The following is a 21,658-nucleotide window of genomic DNA, read 5'->3' as shown; positions in this document are numbered from 1 at the left end:
CTCTCCTAGCGATAGATCAATGTCGGCAGCCACATGGACAGCGCGGGGATGAAGGTGACCAGCAGCAGTGCCAGGAACAGCGGCACCAGGAACGGCAGCGTGCCACGCATGCAGCGCTCGAAGGGAATGTTCGACACCCGCGACAGCACGTAGATCACCATGCCCACCGGCGGCGTGAGCAGGCCGATCATCAGGTTGAGCACCATGATCACGCCGAAGTGCACGGGGTCGACGCCGGCGTTGACCGCCACCGGCAGCAGAACCGGCACCAGAATGGTGATGGCGGCGATGGTTTCCATGAAGCAGCCGACGATGATCAGCACCAGGTTGATCAGCAGCAGCACGGCGACCGGACTGTCGGCGATCGGGCCGAACAGGGCCATGACCTGCTGGGTTACCTGATTGCTGGTCAGGATCCAGGCGAAGATCGAGGCGCCGGCGACGATCAGCAGGATGATCGCGGTGGTCTCGATGGTTTCCATGCTGACCTTGACGAGACGCTGCCAGGTCAGGGTGCGATAGACCACGGTGCCCAGGAACAGCGCGTACACCACCGCCGCGATCGCCGCCTCGGTGGGCGTGAACATGCCGGAAATGATGCCGCCGACGATGATCACCGGGGTCAGCAGGGAGAGAAAGGCCCGGGCGAAGGTGACCCGCAGCGTCTTCAGGGCGAAGGTGGTGTCGCGCTGATAGCCGCGACGACGCGCCAGGATGGCGATCATCACCATCAGCACCACGCCCATCAGCAGCCCCGGCACCAGGCCGGCCACGAACAGCTGCCCCACCGAGGCACCGGCCATGACGCCGTAGATCACCATCGGCAGGCTGGGGGGAATGATCGGCCCGATGGTCGACGAGGCGGCGGTGATGCCGACCGCGAATTCCTGATCGTAGCCGGCATCGCGCATGGCCTTGATCTCGATGGTGCCCAGCCCGCCGGCGTCGGCCACCGCCGCCCCGGACATGCCGGAAAAGACGATGCTCGCCCCGACGTTGACGTGGCCCAGGCCGCCGCGCATCCAGCCCATCAGTGCCAGCGCGAAATCGAAGATGCGGTTGGTGATCCCGCCGTTGTTCATCAGGTTGCCGGCCAGGATGAAGAAGGGAATGGCCAGCAGCGGAAAGCTGTCCACCCCGTTGATCATGCGGTGGGCGACGATGATGTCGGGCACCTGACCGCTGAGATAGACATAAAGCAGGCAGGAGCCCGCCAGACAGATGGCGATCGGCACGCCCATCACCAGCAGCGTGAACAGGGTGGCGAAGAGAAAGCCGATGTACTGACCCTGCAGGGCCAGCACGACACAGAAGGCCACCGCCAGAATGGCGACGACCGGGGGAACCATGAATCGCCCGTGGCGAAGTGACAGCGTGGAGGACATTGTCGCGCAGCTCCAGGAAGGTTATCGGTCGTCGTCGTTAATCAACAGCTCGCTGGTACCGTCCCGCCAGTGACGAATCGCCACCTGCACGGCCCGCAGCAGCATCAGCAAAAAGCCAACCATGACGGCGTAGTAGAGATAGCTCTTGGGAATATCCACCGAGACCATCATCGAGTGCGTGCGACCGGCAAGCCCGTAGGTGATCCAGGCGGCGGCGGCGAAGAAGACGATCCGCGCCAGGTCGACCAGCGTCGAGAGCAGTCGCCCCATCGCCGGCGGCATGTAGCGGTAGAAGAACTCGACCATGATGTGCGAGTTGCGGCGCACCGCCATGGAACCACCGATGAAGCAGACCAGAATCAGCAGGTAGCGGGCCATTTCCTCGGTCCAGGCGACCGAGTCGCCGAGGACGTAGCGGCTGAAGAACTGCAGGAAGACATCGAGGGCGAGCACCCAGAAGATGGCCAGGGTGACATAGTCCTCGAACCGATAGTCGCGCGGGTCGAACGGGGCCTCGTCGAGATCGGCCAGAGCCTCGAGCGCCTCGCTGTCGTGGGGCTGGGGTTGTTCCGTCATCGCGGTCTCCGAACGCCGCCCGGAGGCCATGCTCCGGGCGGCGGGTAAAGGTGGGATCGACGTTCAGACGACGGCGTTACTGGCCGAGCGCCTGCAGACGGTCGTAGGTTTCCTTGTCCCAGGTGGCAGCGTCGCCGTTGTGATAGGGAATCACGGCCTCGCGGAAGGGCTTGGTATCCACCTTGTTGACGGTCACGCCCTGGTCCTCGAACCAGCTCACCAGCTCCTTCTCGGACTGACGGACATCCTGGGTGATGTGCTCGGCGGCTTCCTGATAGACATTGCGGAAGATCGTCTTGTCCTCGTCGGAGAGCCGGTTCCACAGCGGCCCGCCGGCGATGGTCAGCAGCGAGTCGGTGATGTGGCCGGTCAGGTTGATGGTGTTCTGGACCTCATAGAACTTCTTGGCCTTGATGGTCGGCAGCGGGTTCTCCTGGGCATCCACCACGCCCTGCTGCAGCGCCAGATAGACTTCCGAGAAGGCGATCGGCGTCGGATTCGCGCCGACGGCTTCCGGGAACATCATGTACATCGGCGCGTTGGGCACGCGAATCTTCAGCCCCTTCATGTCCTCGGGGGTGTTGATCGGCTTGTTGGACGTGGTGTGACGCTTGCCGTAGTAGTTGAGCGCCAGCGGCACGTTGCCGGTCGCATCCTGGTAGCCCTTGGCGATCTCCTTGAACAGGTCGCTGTGCGCGTAGGCCTTCCAGTGCTCGAAATCGCGGAACATGTAGGGCGCCCCGGCGATACCGATGGGCCCGTAGGAACGGCCGGCGAACTGGTTGCCGGTGAAGATCAGATCGATGGTGCCCAGCGACAGCCCCTCGTTGATGTCGGCCTCCTTGCCCAGCGATGACGCCGGATACACCTCGACCGTGTAGCGCCCGTCGGTGCGCTTCTCGATCTGGTCGCCGGCCCACACGGCCCACTTGTGGTACGGCTCGGAGGTCTCGTAGACGTGCGCGAAGCGCAGTGTCTCGGCACTGGCCATGCCGGCCGCGCTGATGCCGGCCAGCAGCATGGCGGTCGAGATCCAGCGGTTGATGCGGGTGTGGCGGGTGCGCGTGTTGCCCATTTATTGTTCTCCCTTGAAAGATGGGGCAGCTCATTGCCCGGTATGGTTTGATGGCGCAAATGTATACGTGTCATACCATCATAAGGAAACCTAGCCGTGCTCGCGCCATGACGCAACGGCTTGCGTATTATCCTCTGGTCGTAGACGCGTCCAGCAGTCGCGTCAGCAGGGCGTCGTCGCCGAAGCCGCCGGCCTTGGTCACCACGGGCTGCCGACGCTCGCCGTCCAGCCAGCCCCAGGCGATGCCGGGCTCCCACTCGCCGGCCACCTCGATCGTCCGCACCCCTCGGTGCTGCAGCAACGCCGTGGCGGTGTCGCCGCCGGTCAGGAAAAGCCAGGGCGGGGATGCCGCCCGTACCAGCCAGGCCTGTGCCTGCACCGCCAGCGCCCGGGCCACGTCATCCGCCGTCCACTCGGGGCCGACACCGCACCCCGGCCGCAGCAGTGTGGCGCCCTGCCAGCCCACCGGGGGTGCCTGAGCCGCGGGCGCCTCGGCCTCTCGCCAGCCGGTCGGCCGTTCCCGCACTCGCGCCATCTGACGCCGGGCCTGCTCGCAACGCGACCCGACCACCAGCAGCCAGCTATCACCCGGCTCGGGCGTGGGCCCTCGCCCGCGGAAATGCCGCTTCGCCAGGGCCTGACACACCCCCGCCGCACCCACCACAATCCCGGCGGCAGGCGCGCTGTCCAGTGCCTGCACCAGGGCATCGAGCGCCCCTTCGTCCTCGGCATCCCAGACGATGTCGCCCTCCAGGCGCGTGTCGTTCACGCCGCGGCAGGCCACCGTCAAACCGGCAGCCGCGAACAGTTCCGGCAGCGCTCCATCGGGCGGCGCCGAGCGGGCGTCGCGCGCGAAATCGCTCTCGGCCAGTGGGCGGCCATGCACCAGCACCCGTCCCTGTCGCACGGTACGCCCCTGTGCCGGCACCGCCGGCGCCACGACGAGCGGACGGCCGAGCGAGCGCCGCGCCGCCAGACTCTCGGCCACCACATGGCCGCGCAGGGTGGAGTCGACCTTCTTGATCACCAGCGACGGCGACAGCGCCATCAGCGCGCTGAACACCTCGGCCACCCGTGCGGCCGCGTCGGCGACCGGGGCATGGCGCGTCTCGGTGTTGACCGCCAGCACGTCGCAGTCGCCGGCGTCGGCCAGCACCGCAGCGAGCGCCGTCGGCGACACCACCACTCGAGTTCGCGCGCCCCGCCCGGCGAACGGAGCCGCGGCATCGAGAGCACCGGTCAGGTCATCGGCAACGATCACCACCCGGCATTCACGCATGCCCGCCTCCCTCGGCCAGCCGCCGGGCGTAGGCCATTGCCGCCTCCAGATTGGTGGCATCGGCCCGTCCCTGCCAGGCAATGTCGAAGGCGGTGCCGTGGTCGACCGAGGTACGCTGGACCGGCAGTCCCAGGCTGACGTTGACGGTGGTATCGAAGGCAATGAGCTTGACGGGGATATGCCCCTGGTCGTGGTACTGGGCGACCACCAGGTCGAATTCGCCACGATGGGCACGGTAGAAGACGGTGTCGGCCGAGATCGGCCCCTGGACCGTGTAGCCTTCCCGCTGCAGGGCGCTCACGGCGGGCCGGATGATGCGCTCGTCCTGATCGCCGAAGATGCCGCCCTCGCCGCAGTGCGGATTGAGCCCGGCCACGGCGATGCGTGGATGCGCCACGCCCAGCGCCTCGAGGTGGGCATGCCCGGCCCGTACGGTGTCGACGATGCGCGCCTCGGTGACACGCTCGATGGCCTCGGCCAGGGAAACATGGGTCGAGACATGAATCGTCGACAGCGTGGCCGATGCCAGCAGCATGAACGAGGACGGCGCGCCGGTCAGCGCGGCCAGCATGCCGGTGTGGCCGTCATAGAAACGCTGTGCCGCATGGAGCGCTGCCTTGTTGAGTGGCGCGGTGACGATGACCCCGGCACGACCGGCCTGCACGCATTCCACCGCCCGCGCGACGCTGCGAAAGGCCGTCTCCCCCGCCGCCGCCGTGACCCGGCCGTCGATGATGGGGCCGGCGGGACGCGCGATGGAGGCCACGGCGACGATATCGTCAACGCCTGACGTATCGAGTTCACCAAAGCGCAACGGCGCGCCGATCAGGTCGGCGGCACGTTCGAAGGTGGGGATATCGCCGACCAGCAGCGTCTCGCGGCGCTGGTCCGGCGTCATCGCGACCAGCGCACGACAGATGATCTCCGGGCCGATGCCGGCCGGGTCACCCATGGTGACGACGAGGGGGTAATGACGTGGCTCGGTCATGGCATCAGCTGCCCGCCGTTGACCTCGATCACCTGGCCGGTCACGTAGGCGCTGAGCGCATCGCTGACCAGGAACAGGTAGGCGCCGACGCAGTCCTCGGCCGTGCCCAACCGCCCCATGGGGATGGTCCCGCGCATCGCCTCGAGCTGCTCGTCACTTGAATAGCGCCCGTGAAAATCGGTGGCGATGACGCCCGGCGCCACGGCGTTGACCCGGATGTTGTCGGCCGCCAGCTCCTTGGCCATGGCCCGGGTCAGGGTGCTCACGCAGCCCTTGGCGGAGGCATACAGGCCGACGCCCGGCCCGCCCCCGTTGCGCGCGGCGATAGATGTGGTGTGCACGAGGTTGCCGCCGCCCTGACGCCGGAAGTGGGCCACCGCAGCCCGGCTGGCCATCACCACCGAGCGCACGTTGAGATCCATCACCCGGTCATACTGGTCGTCGTCCATATCGGCCAGCGATACCCGCCCCAGCATGTCACCGGCATTGTTGATCAGCACGTCCAGGCCACCCAGCGCCTCGGCGGCCTGGTCGACCACCGACACCGCCGTGGCCGAGCGGCTGATATCCCCCCGGATCAGGTGCGCCTCGCCGCCCGCGGCCTCGATGGCCTCGGCCACCTGACGTGCCGCCGCCTCGCTGGCATGATAGTGAACGCCGACCCGGGCGCCCAGCGCCCCCAGACGGGTGGCCACGGCTGCGCCAATTCCCCGGCTGGCGCCGGTGATCAGAACGCGTTTTCCCGCGATGGATTCGAACATGACGCTCTCCTGTTGAAAGGCTCCTGATGAAGGGGTCGCCAGCGGAAGCGGATTGGCTCACACTTGGCATACCTGTCATACATGCTGACAATGATAGACCATCGTTTCGACACGTCAGTGCGACGTTTGTCGGTCATCTCATCCGAAAAGGAGACTTTTCCATGTCGTCACCCCTGAGCGAGCGCTATCTGCCCGCCGATCACGCACGTGCCCTGCTGGTCGGCCGTGCCTGGCGCGACACTCCGCACCCCGGCCCCGTCGTCATCGCCGTTCGCGACGGAAACGTGGTCGATCTTTCCGGCCACGTCGCCACCCTCGCCGACCTGCTGGAGCACCCCGGGGCCCATGAACTCGTCGCCGGGGCCGACGGCGAGGTCCTCGGCAGCGTGGAGACGCTGCTGGCTAACTCGCTGACCGATGAGCCCAGCGCCCCTTATCTGCTGGCACCCTGCGATGTGCAGGCGATCAAGGCCTGCGGGGTGACCTTCGCCGTGTCGATGCTGGAGCGCGTCATCGAGGAACAGGCCGGCGGCGACGCCTCGCGCGCCCACGCCCTGCGCGAGGAGCTGCAGTCACTGATCGGCACCGACCTGTCGCGTATTCGCCCCGGCTCGCCTGACGCCCAGGCGCTGAAACGCGAGCTTCAGACCCGGGGCGCCTGGTCGCAGTACATGGAAGTGGGCATCGGGCCCGATGCGGAAGTCTTCACCAAGTCACAGCCGCTGTCGGCGGTCGGCTTCGGACGCGGGGTCGGGCTGCATCCGGCCTCGCAGTGGAACAACCCGGAACCGGAAGTGGTGCTGGCCGTCGACAGCCAGGGGCAGGCCCGCGGCGCCACCCTGGGCAACGACGTCAACCTCCGCGATATCGAGGGACGCAGCGCGCTGCTGCTGGGCAAGGCGAAGGACAACAACGCGTCCTGCGCGATCGGTCCCTTCGTGCGACTGTTCGATGAGCACTTCACCATGGACACGGTCCGTGAGGCCCAGGTGTCCCTGCGTATCGAGGGCAGCGATGACGACTTCCTGCTCGAGGATGCCAGCGACATGCGTCAGATCAGCCGCGACCCGCTCGACCTGGTGGCACAGACGCTGGGCGCCCACCATCAGTATCCCGATGGGTTCATGCTGTTTCTGGGCACGATGTTCTCGCCGATTCTCGACCGTGACGGCGAAGGCCAGGGCTTCACTCACCACATCGGTGACCGTGTGACCATCGCCACGCCCAGCCTCGGCGCCCTGGTCAATCGCGTCGATCGCAGCGATGCCCTGCCGCCCTGGACCTTCGGCATCCGCGAACTCTATCGTCACCTGGCCACAACCCAGTCGCGCTGACACGACATGCTGAAACGAAAAAACCCCGGTCAATTGACCGGGGTCTCGCGATTCTGGATCGCTTGGGCCGACGACGACTCGTCGGCCCTGCCATCAAGACTTAGAGAGCCTTGATCTTGGCAGCCTGAAGGCCTTTCTTGCCTTGAGTCACCTCGAAGGAGACTTTTTGACCGTCCTGCAGGCTCTTGAATCCGTCTGCCTGGATTTCGGAGAAGTGAGCGAACAGATCGTCACCGCCGTCGTCCGGAGAGATGAAGCCGTAGCCTTTGGTGTCGTTGAACCACTTGACAGTGCCAGTTGCCATTGTCGATTTCCTTAACTAGCTAAATATGATACCGGGTGGACGAGACCGTCTCGCCTCGGGCCCGAAGTGCGTGGTAAGACAAGGGGGGAATGCGCACTGAAGAGTTTCGAGAATCGACAACCAACCGACGCCATTCAACTTGCTAACCTACGCAGCGGATCATGCATCATCGTTTCGAACCGTGTCAAGCTACGCTGAACGGGATCTCGCCGATCACGCGACGTCCGCAATACGCAACATAGATGGAAAAACCATGCACGTCCAGAATGTCGATTACACCTCGTCCGATGCGCCGCAGCGTTTCATGACATCGCTCAAGGAGACGGGGTTCGCGGTGCTGCGCAACCACCCGATTCCCTTCTCGCAGGTGGAAACGATCTACGCCCGCTGGGAAGCCTTCTTCGCCTCGCCCGACAAGTACCGGTGGCACTTCGACCCGCAGCGCCAGGATGGCTACTTCCCGCCCGAGATCTCGGAGACCGCCAAGGGCCATGGCCAGCGCGACCTCAAGGAGTACTACCATGTCTACCCGTGGGGGCGTCTCCCCGAGCCCCTGCGCGACGACATCCTCGCCTACTATCGCCGTGCCGAGCGCCTGGCGCGGACCCTGCTCGGCTGGATCGAGCGCGAGGCCCCGGCCGAGGTCGCCGAGGGGTTTCACGAGCCCCTGTCACGGATGATCGACGGCAGCGAGCAGACGCTGCTGCGGGTCCTGCACTATCCGCCGCTGGCCGGCGACGAGCCCGAGGGCGCGGTGCGTGCCGCCGCCCACGAGGACATCAACCTGCTGACCGTGCTGCCCGCGGCCAACGCGCCGGGCCTCGAGGTTCGCGACCGCCACGGCGGCTGGCACCCGATCCCCTGCGACCCCGGGCAGCTGATCATCAATGTCGGCGACATGCTGCAGGAGGCCTCGCACGGCTATTTCCCCTCGACCACGCACCGCGTCATCAACCCCGGCGACGACAGCCGCCATCGGGGGCGTCTGTCGCTGCCGCTGTTCCTCCATCCGCGCCCGGACGTGGTATTGTCCGAGCGATACACGGCCGACGCCTACCTGCAGGAGCGCCTGCGGGAACTGGGCGTGGTGTCGTGACCCCGATTCACGGGCGACGCCGCCGCGGGCTCGCCCCTCGAAACCGCGAAACGACAACAGGAGTTGGCGTGACACAACTGGCCTCCTCGAACACTCACAGCAAGGCCATCGGCTACCTGCTGTGGCTCTTCGGCTTCACCGGCGCCCACCGCTTCTATTACGGCAAGCCGGTCACCGGGACGATCTGGTTTCTGACCCTGGGCCTGCTGGGCATCGGCTGGCTGATCGACCTGTTCCTGATTCCGCTGATGGATCGCCAGGCCGACATCCGTTTCCGGGCCGGGCCGATCAACTACACGGTCGCCTGGGTGCTGCTGACCTTTCTCGGCGTGTTCGGCATCCACCGCATGTACATGGGCAAATGGCTGACCGGCCTGCTCTACCTGCTCACCGGCGGGCTGTTCCTGGTGGGCATTCTCTACGACTTCTGGACGCTCAACGACCAGATCTCCTACAAGAACGCCCGTCGCGGTCTCTGATCGCGCACGGCACGGGCAACGGAGCTGCCCGCCATCCATCCAGGGAGGTTTCACGATGGCCGAACGCATGACCCTGACCCAGCTGCTCGACGGCATGGACGACGCCAACGCCGGGCGCACCATTCACCTGCAGGACATCATCGACACCTTCGCTTCCCGCGGCTTCGGCCCGCTGCTGGTCGCCCCGGCACTGATCGCGGCGCTGCCCACCGGCGCCATCCCCGGCGTGCCCACGCTGTGCGGCCTGTTCATCGCCACCGTGGCCGGCCAGCTGGCCCTCGACAAGCGCAGCCCCTGGCTGCCGCGCCGGCTGCGCGAACGCGGCATCGACCATGACCGCCTGCACGCCGTTGTCACGCGCCTGCGTCCCTGGACACAGCGCTTCGACCGGCTGCTCAAGGTGCGTCTCCGGGCACTGGTGAATCCGGTTTCCCGGCGGTTGATCGCCCTGCTGGCCGTGCTTCTCGGCCTGTCGATGATGCCCCTGGAGCTGCTGCCCTTCGCCGCCGCCCTGCCGGCGCTGGCCATCGTGCTCATGGGGCTGGGGCTGGCCGCCGAGGACGGCCTGCTGATGCTGTTCGGCCTGGCGGTGGTGATGATCGGCGCCTTCGTGATCTGGCGCTGGCTGCTGCCCTGACCCTGACGCTTGTCGACAACGAGGTTTTGATGCTGTTCGATACCCAGTTCCTGCCCTTTTTGCTGGCCATCACCCTGCTGAGCATCACCCCGGGGGTGGATACCCTGCTGGTGATCCGCAATACCGCCCGCGGCGGCGTGCGCGACGGGATTCTCACCAGCCTGGCGATCTGCTGCGGCTTGTTCGTGCATGCCACGGTGTCGGCACTGGGTATCTCGCTGATCCTGCTGCAGTCGGCCTGGGCGTTCAGCGCGCTCAAGCTGGCCGGGGCCGCGTATCTGGTCTGGCTGGGCATCCAGAGCCTGCTCAGCGCACGACGCGGCAACCCGCTGCCGGTCGCCGGGGTAACCGGGGCGCAGCGCCGGGTCGGCTTCTGGCAGCCGATCCGCGAAGGCCTGCTGTCGAACGTGCTCAACCCCAAGACCGTGGTCTTCTACATGGCCTTCCTGCCGCAGTTCATCGCCCCCGGAGACCCGGCGCTGCTGAAGTCGCTGTGGCTGGCGAGCGTACACTTCGTGATCGCCAACCTCTGGCAGATCGGCATCGCCCTGATGGTCGGGCGCGCCGGGCACTGGCTGGCCAAGCGCTGGCTGTCGCGCACCCTCGACGCCGTGACCGGCTCGGTGCTGGTGCTGTTCGGCGTCAAGCTGGCACTGGCCCAGCGCCCCTGACTCTCCACGCCCCAACGACGATGCCCCCGATAAAACGGGGGCATCATGAGTCTGGCAAGTGGCGATCTCAGGCCGCGTAGTGTGAAATGCCCAGCCTGCCGTCGTCGTTGACCGGCACGGTCAGGCTGTAGCCCTTAGGAAATTATCCTGTTTATTGCTCATAGCAATAATTTTCACCACCACTTCAGGTGAACATAAAAACAAAACGTCTTTATACAGCACTTTCCACTACCTTTCCCCGCTCGCCCAGCGAGTGCCGGAACAGCGCATAGGCCAGCGCGCCTGCCAGCAGGTTGCCCAACGCCGCCCCCCAGGCCGTGCCGACGATGTCGCCGCCCCATTGCGTGCCCAGCCACAGGCAAGGCAGGTAGCAGACGAACAGCCTAGCCGCCGACATCAGCATGGCCCGCAGCGGCCAGCCCAGGGCATTGGCGGCGGACACCACGACCATGCATACGCCGAGCAGCGCATAGCTGGGCAGCAGGGCCCGGATCAACGCCTCAAGCCCGTCGCGCACCTCGGGATTGCCCGACAGCACGGCGGCCAACCACGGGGCCAGCAGCGCCATGACTACGCCCAGCGCCAGCTGCCAGACCACCACGACCCGGAAGGCCAGCGCCATCAGCCGGCGGATCTCCTGCCAGTGCCCCGCCCCGTAGCAGCGCCCGAGCCAGGGCGGCAGCGACATGGTCAGCGCCAGCACCACCATCAGCGACACGGTCTCCAGCCGGCTGGCCAGCCCCCAGGCCGCGACTCTCTCCTCGCCCAGCGTGGCGACCACCGCCGTGGCCAGCATGGCCGCCAGCGGCGGCATCAGCTGGCTGATCATGGCCGGCATGGCAATGGCCAGGAAGGGCCGCGTCGACTGGCGCGCCTCGGCCACGAGCCCCTTGCCGGTCAGCCAGCCGGAACCGCCCAGGCGCCAGCCGACGATGGCCAGCCCGCTGCCGAAGGCCAGGCTGGTGGCCCAGGCCGCCCCGGGCAGCCCCAGCCCCGCCCAGGGGCCGACACCGAAGATCAGCAGGGGGTCGAGCAGCAGGTTGAGCAGGCTGGTCAGCACCATCAGCTTGCCCGGCAGGCGGGTATCGCCGTGCGCCCGAAACAGGCTGTAGCCGAAATACAGCACGGCGCCCAACCAGGCCGCCAGCAGCTGGGGGGTCCAGTAGTCGCGAATCAGCGGCAGCAGCGCCGGGCGCGCACCGAGCTGGCGGAACAGCGGCGTCTGGGCGACATGCAACCCCACCACCAGGCAGGCGATCAGGGCGCTTCCGCCGAGCAACACCAGCGCGCCCAGACGCCGGGCCCTTTCCGATTCGCCGGCGCCCAGCGCACGAGAGATCAGGGCGGCGATGGCGATGCCGATACCGACCTGAACGCCGATGATCAGAAACGACAGCGGGAAGGTGAAGGACTGCGCTGCCAGTGGTGCCGTGCCCAGCCGCGCGATGAAGGCACTATCGACCAGTTGGAAGCCCAGCAGGGACAGCACCCCGACCGCCATCGGCCAGGTCTGTCGCCAGAGTTGACGAGCCAGTGGAGACAACACGGCCTCTCCTATCCGGGAAAAGCGCGCATTCTGTCATGTCCATCGACACAACCCAACACGACCGGCAGGCGACACGCAGCGGGGCCGGCTCGGCCGACCCCGTCGTCATGCCGACGCGGCAAAGGCGTTCAAGTATCCCACTTGGGTGCGAAATCGGGGTTGGCGATCCGTTCGCCGATATCCAGCGTCTCGATACGTGCCATCTCATCGTCGCTGAGGGTGATGTCCAGCGCAGCCAGGTTGGCCTGCTGGTGCTCGCGGCGTGTCGAGGAGGGAATGACCACGATATCGCGGGCGGCCACCCAGGCCAGCGCGATCTGGGCGGGCGTGGCGTCGTGATTGGCGGCGATCTGCTGCAACACCGGATCGTCCATGACCTTGCCCACCGCCAGCGGCATGTAACCGGTCACCTGAAGGCCCTTGTCCTGGCAGTGCCGGGCCAGCTTGTGATTAGCCAGGAAGGGGTGCACCTCGATCTGGTTGGTGACGATGTGCTCACCGCCGGGCACCGACAGGGCCTCGTTGAGGTGGGCAATCGTGAAGTTCGACACTCCGATGTGCCGGGTCAGACCGCGCTCGCGGGCCTCGGCCAGGGCACCGATATACTCGGACATGGCGACCTCGTCACCGGGCGACGGCCAGTGGATCAGCGCCAGGTCCACATGGTCGACGCCCAGCTTGCGGACACTTTCCTCGAGACTGTCGATCAACGCGTCATGCTGCAGACGATCCCACCACACCTTGGTGGTCACGAACAGCTCGTCGCGCGGCACGCCGCTGCGGCGGATCGCTTCACCGACCGCCTCCTCGTTGTCGTACATCTGCGCCGTGTCGACATGCCGGTAGCCCAGCGCCAGTGCCGAAGTCACCGAGTCGATGACATCCTGTCCCTTGAGTCGGAAGGTTCCGATACCCGGCTGCGGAATGATTGACGAGGCCATGCGGGACTCCTTTCGTTGCGTGGATCGGGGCGCGCCGGAAGCGGCCACCCGATCCATGTCCTGCGGCCGACGACCCGGCATTTCAAGCCCGTTAGGCCTCTAACCAATGTTTTCCGCGTTCGATTCACGAAAATCCCCTCCCGCCGCCGGGGGATGGTAGGTTGATGGCGAGGCTCCCGCGAGGACATTCCGATGGACGAGATCACTCGAGTGGTGCTGGTCGGTGCCGGTCACGCCCACCTGCATCTGGCGGCGAACGCCGACCGGCTCATCGCCCGTGGCGCCCACGTTACCCTCGTGTCGCCGGGCGCCTTCTGGTACTCGGGCATGGCCAGCGGCATGCTCGGCGGCGACTACCGCGACGACGAGGATCGCCTCGACCCGACGACCCTGATGCACGCCCACGGCGGCGACGTTGTGCAGGATCGTGTCGTGCGCATCGACCGCCGGCAGCGCCAACTGCACCTCGCCCGGCACGAACCGCTCGCCTACGATCTGCTGTCGCTCAACCTAGGCAGCGAGGTCTACCGGCCGTCACGCCTCGCCCCGTCGGGCGCCCCTGATGTCTGGGCGGCCAAGCCGGTCCACCACCTCTGGCAGTTGCGCCAACAGCTGGAAAGCACCCTGGCGACGTCCGACCCCGCGCCCCGGCTGGCGATCATCGGCGGCGGCCCCACGGGCGTCGAGCTCACCGCCAACCTGCTGGCCCTGTTCGAACGCTATGGTCGCTCGCCACGCGTCACTCTGGTGGGGGGCGAGGAGCGCCTGCTGCCGGACGCTCCACGCGGTGCCGGGCGCTGGGTGGCCCGCCGTCTGATGCGACGCGGGGCCCGGCTGGAGCTGGCCGCCTCGGCCGTGGCGTGGGAGACGGGCACGCTGCATCTGGACGACGGCAGCCAGGTCGCGGCTGACCAGCTGCTGCTGGCCACGGGGCTGGTCGCGCCCGACCTGATCGGTACCCTGGACCTGCCACAGGATGCCCATCAGGGGCTGGCGATCACGCCCACCCTGCATTCACCGGACGACCCGCGTCTCTTCGCCGTCGGCGACTGCGCCTGGCTGACGTCAGCTCCCCACCCCAAGCTCGGCGTGTTCGGCGTGCGCCAGGCTCCGGTGCTGCTGGCCAACCTGGAGGCCCGGCTGACCGGCGAGCCCCTGCAATCCTTTCATCCGCAGCAGCGTTACCTGTCGATACTCAATCTCGGCGACGGCCGCGGACTGGCGCTACGCGGCCCCCTGTGGTGGCGGGGGCGCTCGGCACTATGGCTCAAGCGCTATCTGGACCATCGTTTCATGGCGACCTACCGGACGAAAGACGCCATCGACTGAGGCCCAACCTCCCGACACGAAACGGCCCCGGGAGCCTGACTCCCGGGGCCGATCCTAAGCCAGCGCCTGGTGGTACCGGTCAGCCGCGCAACACCTGCAGCAACAGCTCGGCGGTGGGCGCGCTGGAGGCCGGGTTCTGACCGGTGATCAGCAGGCCGTCGCGCAGCTGAAAGGCGGTGAAATCGCCCTCGCTACGCTCGAAGCGGGCACCACGCTTGACCAGCTCCTCCTCGAGCAGATGCGGCACCACCTCGGTCAGGCCCACGGCCGCTTCCTCGCTGTTGGTGAAACCGGTGACCCGGCGCCCCTCGACGATCGGCTTGCCCGCCTCGTCGCGCACGTTCAGCAGCACGGTGGGCGCATGGCAGACCGTGGCCACCGGTTTCTCGGCGGCCAGGAAGGCCTGGATCAGGCGCTGGGAGTCGGGATTGTCGGTCAGATCCCATAACGGGCCGTGGCCACCCGGGTAGAAGACCGCATCGAAATCCTCGGCGTTGACCGAGTCCAGTGACCGGGTGTTGGCCAGCTGCTCGCGCGCGTCTTCATCCGCCTCGAAGCGACGGGTCGCCTCGGTCAGGGCGTCTTCCTGAGTGGAGTTGGGGTCAACGGGGGGTTGGCCGCCAGCGGGTGACGCCAGCGTGATCTCGACGCCGGCATCCTTGAACACATAATAGGGCGCGGCGAATTCCTCGAGCCAGAATCCGGTCTTGTGGCCGGTATCACCCATGCGGTCATGGGACGTCAGCACCATCAGGATCTTCATCGAGGTCTCCTTAGATCCGGTTGGATTCAACTTCACACCCTAGATGGCGACGTTTCGGACAACTTCAAGGCGCGCACCGGTAATCAGACCAGCCGATCGAGGCCGCGCGCCAGGTCCGCCTTGAGATCGTCGAGGGCCTCGAGCCCCACGGCGATGCGGACCAGCCCCTCGCGGATACCGGCGGACGCCTTCTGCTCGTCGGACAGTCGCCCGTGGGTGGTGGTCGCCGGATGGGTGATGGTGGTCTTCACGTCACCCAGGTTGCCGGTGATCGACATCAGCTGAGTGGCGTCGATCACCGCCCAGGCGCCTTCGCGCTCGCCATGAATCTCGACGCCGAGCACGGCACCGAAGCCCGACTGCTGCTGGCGGGCCAGCGCGTACTGCGGGTGGCTCTCGAGGCCGCTGTAGTGGACCCGCTCCACCGCCGGATGCGCCTCGAGCCACTGGGCCAGCGCCAGGGCGTTGTCGCAATGGGCGCGCATGCGCAGGCTGAGCGTCTCGAGCCCCTTGAGAAAGATCCAGGCATTGAAGGGACTCAGGCAGGGGCCGCAGGTGCGCACCACGCCGAACACCTCCTCGAGCTCCTTGTCGCGCCCGACAACGGCGCCGCCGATGGCCCGCCCCTGGCCGTCCAGGTACTTGGTGGCCGAATGGATCACCAGATCGGCGCCCAGCGCCAGCGGACGCTGCAGTGCCGGCGTCAAAAAGCAGTTGTCGATCGCCAGCAGGGCCCCGTGATGATGGGCGATATCCGCCAGCGCGGCGATGTCGACCAGCTCGGAAAGCGGGTTGGACGGCGTCTCGGCGAACAGCAGCTTGGTCCGCGGGGTGATCGCCGCCTCCCACTCCTCGAGATTGCCGAGCTCCACGTAGCGCGTGGTGATGCCGAACTTGCCCAGATACTTGCTGAACAGGCTGACCGTGGAGCCGAACAGCGAGCGCGAGGCGACGATCTCGTCACCCACTTCCAGCAGCGCCAGGGCCGTGGAAAGGATGGCCGCCATACCCGAGCTGGTGGCCACGCAGCGCTCGCCACCTTCGAGCGCCGCCAGACGCTGTTCGAAGATCCGCACCGTAGGGTTGGTGAAGCGCGAGTAGATGTTGCCCGGCTCCTCGCCGCCGAACTTGCGCGCCGCCTCGGCGGCGCTGCGATAAACGAAGCTGGAGGTGGTGAAGATCGGCTCACCATGCTCCTGCTCGGCGGTGCGGACGTGACCGGCACGTACCGCCAGCGTCTCCAGCGACAGGGCGTCGGCGTGAAAATCGTCTTGCTGCATGGTGTGGGGCCCTCTCAGCCGTAGTCCTCGACATCGTTGTGCAGGTCGACCACCGCATGCACGCTGCCATCCTGCGTCTTGGCCGCATCGTTGCGCGAGGCCTCGAGCGCGGCCAGGTAGGCATCGTCGATGTCACCGGTCACGTACTGCCCGTCGAATACTGAACAGTCGAAGCGCTCGAGTGCCGGATTGACTTCGCGGCAGGCGGCCTTGAGATCCTCCAGGTCCTGGTAGAAGATCCGGTCGGCGCCGATCAACTCGCCGACCTCCACCTCGCTGCGTCCGTGGGCGATCAGCTCGCCGGCCGCCGGCATGTCGATGCCGTAGACGTTGGGGTAGCGCACCGGCGGCGCGGCCGAGGCGAAGTACACCTTGTTGGCACCGGCCTCGCGGGCCATCTGGATGATCTGCTTGCAGGTTGTGCCGCGCACGATCGAGTCGTCGACCAGCAGCACGTTCTTGCCGGCGAACTCGATATCGATGGCATTGAGCTTCTGGCGCACCGACTTCTTGCGCTGGGTCTGGCCCGGCATGATGAAGGTCCGCCCGATGTAGCGGTTCTTCATGAAGCCTTCGCGATAAGTCACGCCCAGGTGCTGGGCGAGCTCCAGCGCCGAGGTCCGAGAGGTATCGGGGATCGGGATCACCACGTCGATGTCGTGCTCCGGCCACTCGCGAAGGATCCGGTCGCCGAGCTTGCGCCCCATCTGCATGCGCGTGCCGTAGACGTAGGCACCGTCGAGGATCGAGTCCGGACGCGCCAGATAGACGTGCTCGAAGATGCACGGCACCAGCGAGGGCCGGTCGGCGCACTGCTGGGTATGCACCACCCCGTCCATATCGACGAAGATCGCCTCGCCCGGCGCCAGGTCACGCGTCAGCTCGAAGCCGCCGACGTCGAGCGCCACCGACTCGGAAGCGATCATCACGTCCTGGCCGGTCACCGTCTCGCGGGTACCGAATACCACCGGACGGATGCCGTGCGGATCACGGAACGCCACCATGCCGAAGCCATTGATCATGGCCACCGCCGCATAGCCGCCACGGCAGCGCCGATGGACACGACGCACGGCATCGAACACGTCCTCGGGGTTGAGATGATGGCCCTGCTTGCCCAGTTCGTGAGCAAAGACGTTGAGCAGCACCTCGGAGTCCGAGCTGGTGTTGATGTGGCGCAGGTCGGTGGAGTAGAGCTCCTGCTTGAGCTGATCGGCGTTGGTGAGATTGCCATTGTGCGCCAGCGCCAGCCCGTAGGGAGAGTTGACGTAGAACGGCTGGGACTCCGCCTCGCTGGCGGAGCCGGCCGTGGGGTAACGCACGTGACCGATGCCCAGGTGGCCCTTGAGACGCGTCATGTGACGCGTGTGAAAGACGTCGCGCACCAGTCCATTGCTCTTGCGCAGCAGAAAGCGTCCCTCGTGCCAGGTCATCATTCCGGCGGCGTCCTGCCCCCGGTGCTGGAGCACCGTCAACGCATCATAGAGCGCCTGATTGACCGGCTGAGTGGCCATGAGGCCCACAATACCGCACATTCCGCCTTACCTCGCTTGCGATGGACTTGAGGTGCCGTCGCCGGCACCGGTCGATAACAGTGATTCGGCGCGGGTCGCGCCGCCGGACAGCCCCTCCGGCAGGGAAAACGTCCGCCATTCATCCAGCTTTTGGGGGTGGCGCTGCTGCCAGTCGCTGAATCGCGCCATGGCCTGGTCACGCAACGACTCGAAGGTGGGCCGCAACCGCGCCTGCTGCCAGGCCTGCAGCTGCATCAGGGGCGTCAGGCTGATCAGCACCGTCGCCAGCACCAGGATCGCCCCGCCACGCAGCAGGCCGAAACCGGCCCCGGCGATACGGTTGAAAAAGCCCATGCCCACCCACTCGACGGCCGCCTGTACGCCGCGGATGACCACGCCACAGGCCAGGACCACGCCGAAGATCACGACCACGAAGGCCACGATCAGGCGGATATCCGGAGAATCGATCCAGCCGCCCAGCTGCTCGGCGACCGGCGGCGCCAGCCAGCGGGAAGCCAGCAGCGCCGCGACCCATGCCCCCAGCCCCAGTGCCTCGCGCACCAGCCCGCGCAAAAAGCCGGCCAGCATCGAGGCACCGAGGACCGCCAGAAAGACCCAGTCCAACCAGGTCAGGGTCATTCATCCTCCTGGATGCGGATCAGCAGGCCCTGGAGATTGACCTTCTCCTTGAGCTCGGTGCGCGCCTTTTCACCCGCCTCGGATGTGGCGAAGGGGCCGACATACACGGAAGTCAGATTGTTGTCGCGCGGACGGCGATAGGCGTTGAAGCCCTGGGCATCGAGCTTCTTCTCGAGCCGCTCGGCGTTGCCCGGCTCGCCGAAGCTGCCCACCTGGACCGCCCACTCGCCGGCTCGTGGCGCCGGCTCGCGCTTCTCGGGTTCGGCAGCCGGCTCGCCGGCTGCCGGTTGCTGGTGAACCTGGGCATTGCGCGCCAGTTCGGCGATCGGGTCGGGCTTGTCGCCGCTACCGGCGCCGGCATCAGATTCACCCCCGGTGCTTGCCGGCGATGCCTTGTCATTGTCGGCGGCCGTGGACGGCGCTGGCGCCGGCTCGCCACCGGCCTGCGGAGATTGGATCTGACCCAGGCTCGACGGCGGCGCCGGCTCGGCCACCGGGGCCTGCTCGACCTCGACGGGCTGCTCGATGGACAGGGCCGGTTCCGGACGCGGGTCGCGTGCCGGTGGCTCATCGAAGAGCATCGGAATGAAGATGACCCCCAGTGCCAGCAGGATGACGGCCCCGCTGACACGCTCGCGCATTCCGTACTTCATGCCTCCCTCCTCGCGGCCCGGTTGCGGGCCTCACCTCATGACGGGCAGCGTCCCTGCCCCCGGTCTTCGTGCCACGCCAGGACATCGGCGACAGTCAGGAAGGAACCGCAGACCAGCGCCTGCTCCTCGGCAGCCAGCCGGGACGACAGCCAGTCGGCGCCCTCCCGCGGCGTCTCCGCCACGTGCACCACCGTCTGCCCGTAGGCCTCGAGCAGCGTGCGCAGCTCCTTGCCATTGCGGCCACGCGGCCCGTCGAGGCCGACGGCCACCCAGGCATCCACCTGCGAGGATAGCGCCTCGATCACGCCCGGCGCATCCTTGTCCGCCAGCATGCCCAGCAGGGCGAGGCGCCGCGGCGGGCGGGGCTGCGCGGCCAGGCGCGCCGCCAGATACGTGGCGGCATGGGGGTTGTGGGCCACGTCCAGACACCAGCGGCCCAGCCACTGCATCCGCCCCGGCAATGACACGCTTTCCAGACCGCGCCGGCAGGCATCGGCGTCGAGCGCAACAGCGGCCAGCGCGACCGCCTGCAGGGCCAGAGCGGCATTGTCGAGCGGCAGGCCCGGATCGGGCAGCGCCGCCAGAGACAGTTCTTCGCCCCGATGGCCCTGTCCTTCCCAGTGCCAGCCCGACGCCGTGTCACCGCGACGGATCGCATCACCCAGCCGCCAGGTCGGGCAGCCCAGCTCATCGGCGACCCGGAAGACACTGTCGGTCAGGTCGCGGCCCAGCACCGCCGGGCGCGCCGGGCGCAGGATACCGGCCTTCTCGCGGCCGATGAGCTCGACATCGCTGCCCAGGAAATCGGCATGGTCGAGGGCCACGGTGGTGATGACGGCGACATCGGGGTCGATGATGTTGGTGGCATCGAGCCGCCCACCCAGCCCGACCTCGAGAACCGCCACGTCGGGATGGCGCTCGGCAATCGCCCACAGCGCTGCCAGCGTGCCCGCCTCGAAATAGGTCAGGCTCACCGCCGACGGCGCCAGACGGGCCGCCTCGACGCGCTCGAAGCCCTCGACGAGCACGGCATCCTCGGCTTCGCTACCGTCGAAACGCAGCCGCTCGTTGTAGCGCAGCAGGTGCGGCGAGGTATAGGTCGCGGTCGACAGGCCGTGAGCTCGCGCCAGCGCCTCGACCATCGCCACCGTGGAGCCCTTACCGTTGGTACCGGCGACGGTGATGACCCGGCCGGCGATCGGCCGCTCGGTCAGCCCCAGGCGTTCTGCCACCACCGCCACGCGCTCGAGTCCCAGATCGATGCTCACCGGGTGCTGGCGCTCGAGGCGGCTCAGCCAGTCATTGAGTCGAGCGGATGCGTCCATTCAGCGCTGGTCGTCCCGCGGCGTGTCGTCGCTGGCGGTTTCCGGGGTCTCGGCCACCGGCGCCATCTCGTCCTCTTCCGTCGCCGTGGCCGGCTCGGCGTCGACGGGCTCTTCGGCTTCGACCTCCGCCGCCGACTCGGGCACCCCTTCCACCGGCCAGCCGGTCAGCTTGCGCAGCACGCCGCCGAGCCGCTCGCGCATGTCGTGACGGTGCACGATCATGTCGACGGTGCCGTGCTCGAGCAGGAACTCGCTGCGCTGGAAGCCTTCCGGCAGCTGCTCGCGCACGGTCTGCTCGATGACCCGCGGCCCGGCAAAGCCGATCAGGGCATTGGGTTCGGCCACGTTGAGATCGCCGAGCATCGCCAGTGACGCCGATACGCCGCCGAACACCGGATCGGTGAGTACCGAAATGTAGGGCACCCCTGCCTGCTTGAGCTTTTCGAGCGCCGCCGAGGTCTTGGCCATCTGCATCAGCGAGAACAGGGCCTCCTGCATGCGCGCGCCGCCGGAGGCGGCGAAGCAGACCAGCGGAACCCCCTCCTCCAGGGCCGCGGTCGCCGCACGCACGAACTTCTCGCCGACCACGGCGCCCATCGAGCCGCCCATGAAGGTGAACTCGAAGGCCACCGCGATCACCGGCAGGCCGCCGAGCCGGCCGCGCATGGCGATCAGCGCGTCGTTCTCGTCGGTGGCCTTCTGTGCCGCGGCCAGGCGATCCTTGTACTTCTTGGAATCGCGAAACTTGAGACGATCGACCGGCTGCAGGTCGGCGGCGATCTCTTCACGTCCCTCGTCATCGAGAAACCAGTCGAGACGCTTGCGGGCCGTGAGGCGCAGGTGATGGTCGCACTTGGGGCAGACGTTCTGGTGTTTCTCCAGCTCGGGGAGATAGAGCACCCCGTCGCACTTGGGACACTTGCGCCACAGGCCGTCCGGCACGCTGGTACGCCGGTCCTTGCGCTGAATGCGTCCCATGGACGGCACGATCTTGTCTAGCCAGCTCATGGTCAGAGGTTATCCGTTCTGCTGCGGTCAAGGGCCCGGACAGGCGTACCGGGCCCGACGAGTTGGTTACGAAGGGTC

General features: G+C 67.1%; 22 protein-coding genes. 6 read left to right on the top strand and 16 right to left on the bottom strand.

Translation table 11 applies throughout. From position 1 onward, the window contains the following. Positions 1 to 5: 5 nt before the first annotated feature. The 6 genes from ACTCB7_RS13630 to ACTCB7_RS13605 form a co-directional block, all read right to left on the bottom strand. Positions 6 to 1,349 carry a TRAP transporter large permease gene (locus ACTCB7_RS13630; RefSeq protein WP_463007082.1) on the bottom strand — a complete coding sequence of 448 codons (1,344 nt, stop codon included), beginning with the start codon at positions 1,347 to 1,349 and terminating at the stop codon, positions 6 to 8. A gap of 57 nt (positions 1,350 to 1,406) precedes the next feature. Then, a complete protein-coding gene (locus tag ACTCB7_RS13625; RefSeq protein WP_463007081.1) occupies positions 1,407 to 1,961 on the bottom strand; it encodes a TRAP transporter small permease in 555 nt (184 codons plus the stop codon). Positions 1,962 to 2,037: 76 nt separating this feature from the next. Continuing rightward, the gene (locus ACTCB7_RS13620; RefSeq protein WP_463007080.1) at positions 2,038 to 3,036 is read right to left on the bottom strand and encodes a sialic acid TRAP transporter substrate-binding protein SiaP; all 999 of its coding nucleotides are present in this window, start codon (positions 3,034 to 3,036) and stop codon (positions 2,038 to 2,040) included. Positions 3,037 to 3,163: 127 nt separating this feature from the next. Then, complete coding sequence (locus tag ACTCB7_RS13615) at positions 3,164 to 4,315, bottom strand: four-carbon acid sugar kinase family protein (protein WP_463007079.1); 1,152 nt, start codon at positions 4,313 to 4,315, stop codon at positions 3,164 to 3,166. Beyond that, positions 4,308 to 5,303: a 4-hydroxythreonine-4-phosphate dehydrogenase PdxA gene (gene pdxA / locus ACTCB7_RS13610; RefSeq protein ID WP_463007078.1), complete on the bottom strand. Its 996-nt coding sequence runs from the start codon at positions 5,301 to 5,303 to the stop codon at positions 4,308 to 4,310. The genes ACTCB7_RS13615 and pdxA overlap by 8 nt, the downstream gene beginning before the upstream one ends. Beyond that, positions 5,300 to 6,064 (bottom strand): SDR family NAD(P)-dependent oxidoreductase, encoded by a 765-nt coding sequence (locus ACTCB7_RS13605; protein WP_463007077.1) that lies wholly within the window; start codon positions 6,062 to 6,064, stop codon positions 5,300 to 5,302. Before ACTCB7_RS13605 ends, pdxA begins: the two co-directional genes overlap by 4 nt. 161 nt (positions 6,065 to 6,225) lie before the next feature. Between ACTCB7_RS13605 and ACTCB7_RS13600 the strand changes: the two genes are divergently transcribed. Continuing rightward, entirely contained in the window at positions 6,226 to 7,398 is a 1,173-nt protein-coding gene (locus tag ACTCB7_RS13600) for a fumarylacetoacetate hydrolase family protein (protein WP_463007076.1), read from the top strand. A gap of 100 nt (positions 7,399 to 7,498) precedes the next feature. On the opposite strand, the gene ACTCB7_RS13595 is transcribed toward ACTCB7_RS13600, so the two are convergent. After that, positions 7,499 to 7,702 (bottom strand): cold-shock protein, encoded by a 204-nt coding sequence (locus ACTCB7_RS13595; RefSeq protein ID WP_163648509.1) that lies wholly within the window; start codon positions 7,700 to 7,702, stop codon positions 7,499 to 7,501. 253 nt (positions 7,703 to 7,955) lie between these two features. On the opposite strand from ACTCB7_RS13595, the gene ACTCB7_RS13590 reads away from it, so the two are divergent. The 4 genes from ACTCB7_RS13590 (at position 7,956) to ACTCB7_RS13575 (ending at position 10,585) form a co-directional block, all read left to right on the top strand. After that, on the top strand, positions 7,956 to 8,798 hold the full coding sequence (locus ACTCB7_RS13590; RefSeq protein WP_463007075.1) for an isopenicillin N synthase family dioxygenase: 843 nt from the start codon (positions 7,956 to 7,958) through the stop codon (positions 8,796 to 8,798). 68 nt (positions 8,799 to 8,866) lie between these two features. After that, on the top strand, positions 8,867 to 9,277 hold the full coding sequence (locus ACTCB7_RS13585; RefSeq protein WP_463007074.1) for a TM2 domain-containing protein: 411 nt from the start codon (positions 8,867 to 8,869) through the stop codon (positions 9,275 to 9,277). A 55-nt stretch (positions 9,278 to 9,332) separates the two neighbouring features. Further along, complete coding sequence (locus ACTCB7_RS13580) at positions 9,333 to 9,914, top strand: exopolysaccharide biosynthesis protein (protein ID WP_463007073.1); 582 nt, start codon at positions 9,333 to 9,335, stop codon at positions 9,912 to 9,914. A gap of 29 nt (positions 9,915 to 9,943) precedes the next feature. Continuing rightward, entirely contained in the window at positions 9,944 to 10,585 is a 642-nt protein-coding gene (locus tag ACTCB7_RS13575) for a LysE family translocator (protein ID WP_463007072.1), read from the top strand. Positions 10,586 to 10,796: 211 nt separating this feature from the next. Here ACTCB7_RS13575 and ACTCB7_RS13570 read toward each other — a convergent pair whose 3' ends face one another. Both ACTCB7_RS13570 and dkgB read right to left on the bottom strand, forming a co-directional pair. Next, positions 10,797 to 12,086 (bottom strand): MATE family efflux transporter, encoded by a 1,290-nt coding sequence (locus ACTCB7_RS13570; RefSeq protein WP_463007090.1) that lies wholly within the window; start codon positions 12,084 to 12,086, stop codon positions 10,797 to 10,799. Between the two features lie 173 nt (positions 12,087 to 12,259). Further along, positions 12,260 to 13,072 (bottom strand): 2,5-didehydrogluconate reductase DkgB, encoded by an 813-nt coding sequence (gene dkgB, locus ACTCB7_RS13565; RefSeq protein WP_463007071.1) that lies wholly within the window; start codon positions 13,070 to 13,072, stop codon positions 12,260 to 12,262. A 192-nt stretch (positions 13,073 to 13,264) separates the two neighbouring features. Here dkgB and ACTCB7_RS13560 point away from each other — a divergent pair, with 192 nt between their 5' ends. Next, entirely contained in the window at positions 13,265 to 14,401 is a 1,137-nt protein-coding gene (locus ACTCB7_RS13560) for an NAD(P)/FAD-dependent oxidoreductase (protein ID WP_463007070.1), read from the top strand. Positions 14,402 to 14,480: 79 nt separating this feature from the next. Here the strand turns inward: ACTCB7_RS13560 and ACTCB7_RS13555 are convergent, their stop codons facing one another. The 7 genes from ACTCB7_RS13555 to accD form a co-directional block, all read right to left on the bottom strand. Next, entirely contained in the window at positions 14,481 to 15,164 is a 684-nt protein-coding gene (locus tag ACTCB7_RS13555; RefSeq protein WP_463007069.1) for a type 1 glutamine amidotransferase domain-containing protein, read from the bottom strand. Between the two features lie 83 nt (positions 15,165 to 15,247). After that, a complete protein-coding gene (locus tag ACTCB7_RS13550; RefSeq protein ID WP_463007068.1) occupies positions 15,248 to 16,444 on the bottom strand; it encodes an O-succinylhomoserine sulfhydrylase in 1,197 nt (398 codons plus the stop codon). Positions 16,445 to 16,458: 14 nt separating this feature from the next. Beyond that, positions 16,459 to 17,976: an amidophosphoribosyltransferase gene (gene purF, locus ACTCB7_RS13545; RefSeq protein WP_463007067.1), complete on the bottom strand. Its 1,518-nt coding sequence runs from the start codon at positions 17,974 to 17,976 to the stop codon at positions 16,459 to 16,461. 6 nt (positions 17,977 to 17,982) lie between these two features. After that, positions 17,983 to 18,594, bottom strand: a complete 612-nt coding sequence (locus ACTCB7_RS13540) for a CvpA family protein (protein WP_463007066.1) — start codon at positions 18,592 to 18,594, stop codon at positions 17,983 to 17,985. Continuing rightward, positions 18,591 to 19,247, bottom strand: a complete 657-nt coding sequence (locus ACTCB7_RS13535) for an SPOR domain-containing protein (RefSeq protein WP_463007065.1) — start codon at positions 19,245 to 19,247, stop codon at positions 18,591 to 18,593. The genes ACTCB7_RS13540 and ACTCB7_RS13535 overlap by 4 nt, the downstream gene beginning before the upstream one ends. 35 nt (positions 19,248 to 19,282) lie before the next feature. Next, on the bottom strand, positions 19,283 to 20,572 hold the full coding sequence (gene folC / locus ACTCB7_RS13530; RefSeq protein WP_463007064.1) for a bifunctional tetrahydrofolate synthase/dihydrofolate synthase: 1,290 nt from the start codon (positions 20,570 to 20,572) through the stop codon (positions 19,283 to 19,285). After that, a complete protein-coding gene (accD, locus tag ACTCB7_RS13525) occupies positions 20,573 to 21,580 on the bottom strand; it encodes an acetyl-CoA carboxylase, carboxyltransferase subunit beta (protein WP_463007063.1) in 1,008 nt (335 codons plus the stop codon). Between the last annotated feature and the right edge of the window lie 78 nt (positions 21,581 to 21,658).

The organism is Modicisalibacter sp., from assembly GCF_055145905.1.
This window is presented reverse-complemented; position numbering and strand designations above follow the sequence as displayed.

Coding starts and splice junctions, on each gene's coding strand:
- ACTCB7_RS13630 (WP_463007082.1), bottom strand. CDS start 1,349: ATGGTTCCCCCGGTCGTCGCCATTCTGGCGGTGGCCTTCTGTGTCGTG.
- ACTCB7_RS13625 (WP_463007081.1), bottom strand. CDS start 1,961: ATGACGGAACAACCCCAGCCCCACGACAGCGAGGCGCTCGAGGCTCTG.
- ACTCB7_RS13620 (WP_463007080.1), bottom strand. CDS start 3,036: ATGGGCAACACGCGCACCCGCCACACCCGCATCAACCGCTGGATCTCG.
- ACTCB7_RS13615 (WP_463007079.1), bottom strand. CDS start 4,315: ATGCGTGAATGCCGGGTGGTGATCGTTGCCGATGACCTGACCGGTGCT.
- pdxA (WP_463007078.1), bottom strand. CDS start 5,303: ATGACCGAGCCACGTCATTACCCCCTCGTCGTCACCATGGGTGACCCG.
- ACTCB7_RS13605 (WP_463007077.1), bottom strand. CDS start 6,064: ATGTTCGAATCCATCGCGGGAAAACGCGTTCTGATCACCGGCGCCAGC.
- ACTCB7_RS13600 (WP_463007076.1), top strand. CDS start 6,226: ATGTCGTCACCCCTGAGCGAGCGCTATCTGCCCGCCGATCACGCACGT.
- ACTCB7_RS13595 (WP_163648509.1), bottom strand. CDS start 7,702: ATGGCAACTGGCACTGTCAAGTGGTTCAACGACACCAAAGGCTACGGC.
- ACTCB7_RS13590 (WP_463007075.1), top strand. CDS start 7,956: ATGCACGTCCAGAATGTCGATTACACCTCGTCCGATGCGCCGCAGCGT.
- ACTCB7_RS13580 (WP_463007073.1), top strand. CDS start 9,333: ATGGCCGAACGCATGACCCTGACCCAGCTGCTCGACGGCATGGACGAC.
- ACTCB7_RS13575 (WP_463007072.1), top strand. CDS start 9,944: ATGCTGTTCGATACCCAGTTCCTGCCCTTTTTGCTGGCCATCACCCTG.
- ACTCB7_RS13570 (WP_463007090.1), bottom strand. CDS start 12,086: ATGGCGGTCGGGGTGCTGTCCCTGCTGGGCTTCCAACTGGTCGATAGT.
- dkgB (WP_463007071.1), bottom strand. CDS start 13,072: ATGGCCTCGTCAATCATTCCGCAGCCGGGTATCGGAACCTTCCGACTC.
- ACTCB7_RS13560 (WP_463007070.1), top strand. CDS start 13,265: ATGGACGAGATCACTCGAGTGGTGCTGGTCGGTGCCGGTCACGCCCAC.
- ACTCB7_RS13555 (WP_463007069.1), bottom strand. CDS start 15,164: ATGAAGATCCTGATGGTGCTGACGTCCCATGACCGCATGGGTGATACC.
- ACTCB7_RS13550 (WP_463007068.1), bottom strand. CDS start 16,444: ATGCAGCAAGACGATTTTCACGCCGACGCCCTGTCGCTGGAGACGCTG.
- purF (WP_463007067.1), bottom strand. CDS start 17,976: ATGTGCGGTATTGTGGGCCTCATGGCCACTCAGCCGGTCAATCAGGCG.
- ACTCB7_RS13540 (WP_463007066.1), bottom strand. CDS start 18,594: ATGACCCTGACCTGGTTGGACTGGGTCTTTCTGGCGGTCCTCGGTGCC.
- ACTCB7_RS13535 (WP_463007065.1), bottom strand. CDS start 19,247: ATGAAGTACGGAATGCGCGAGCGTGTCAGCGGGGCCGTCATCCTGCTG.
- folC (WP_463007064.1), bottom strand. CDS start 20,572: ATGGACGCATCCGCTCGACTCAATGACTGGCTGAGCCGCCTCGAGCGC.
- accD (WP_463007063.1), bottom strand. CDS start 21,580: ATGAGCTGGCTAGACAAGATCGTGCCGTCCATGGGACGCATTCAGCGC.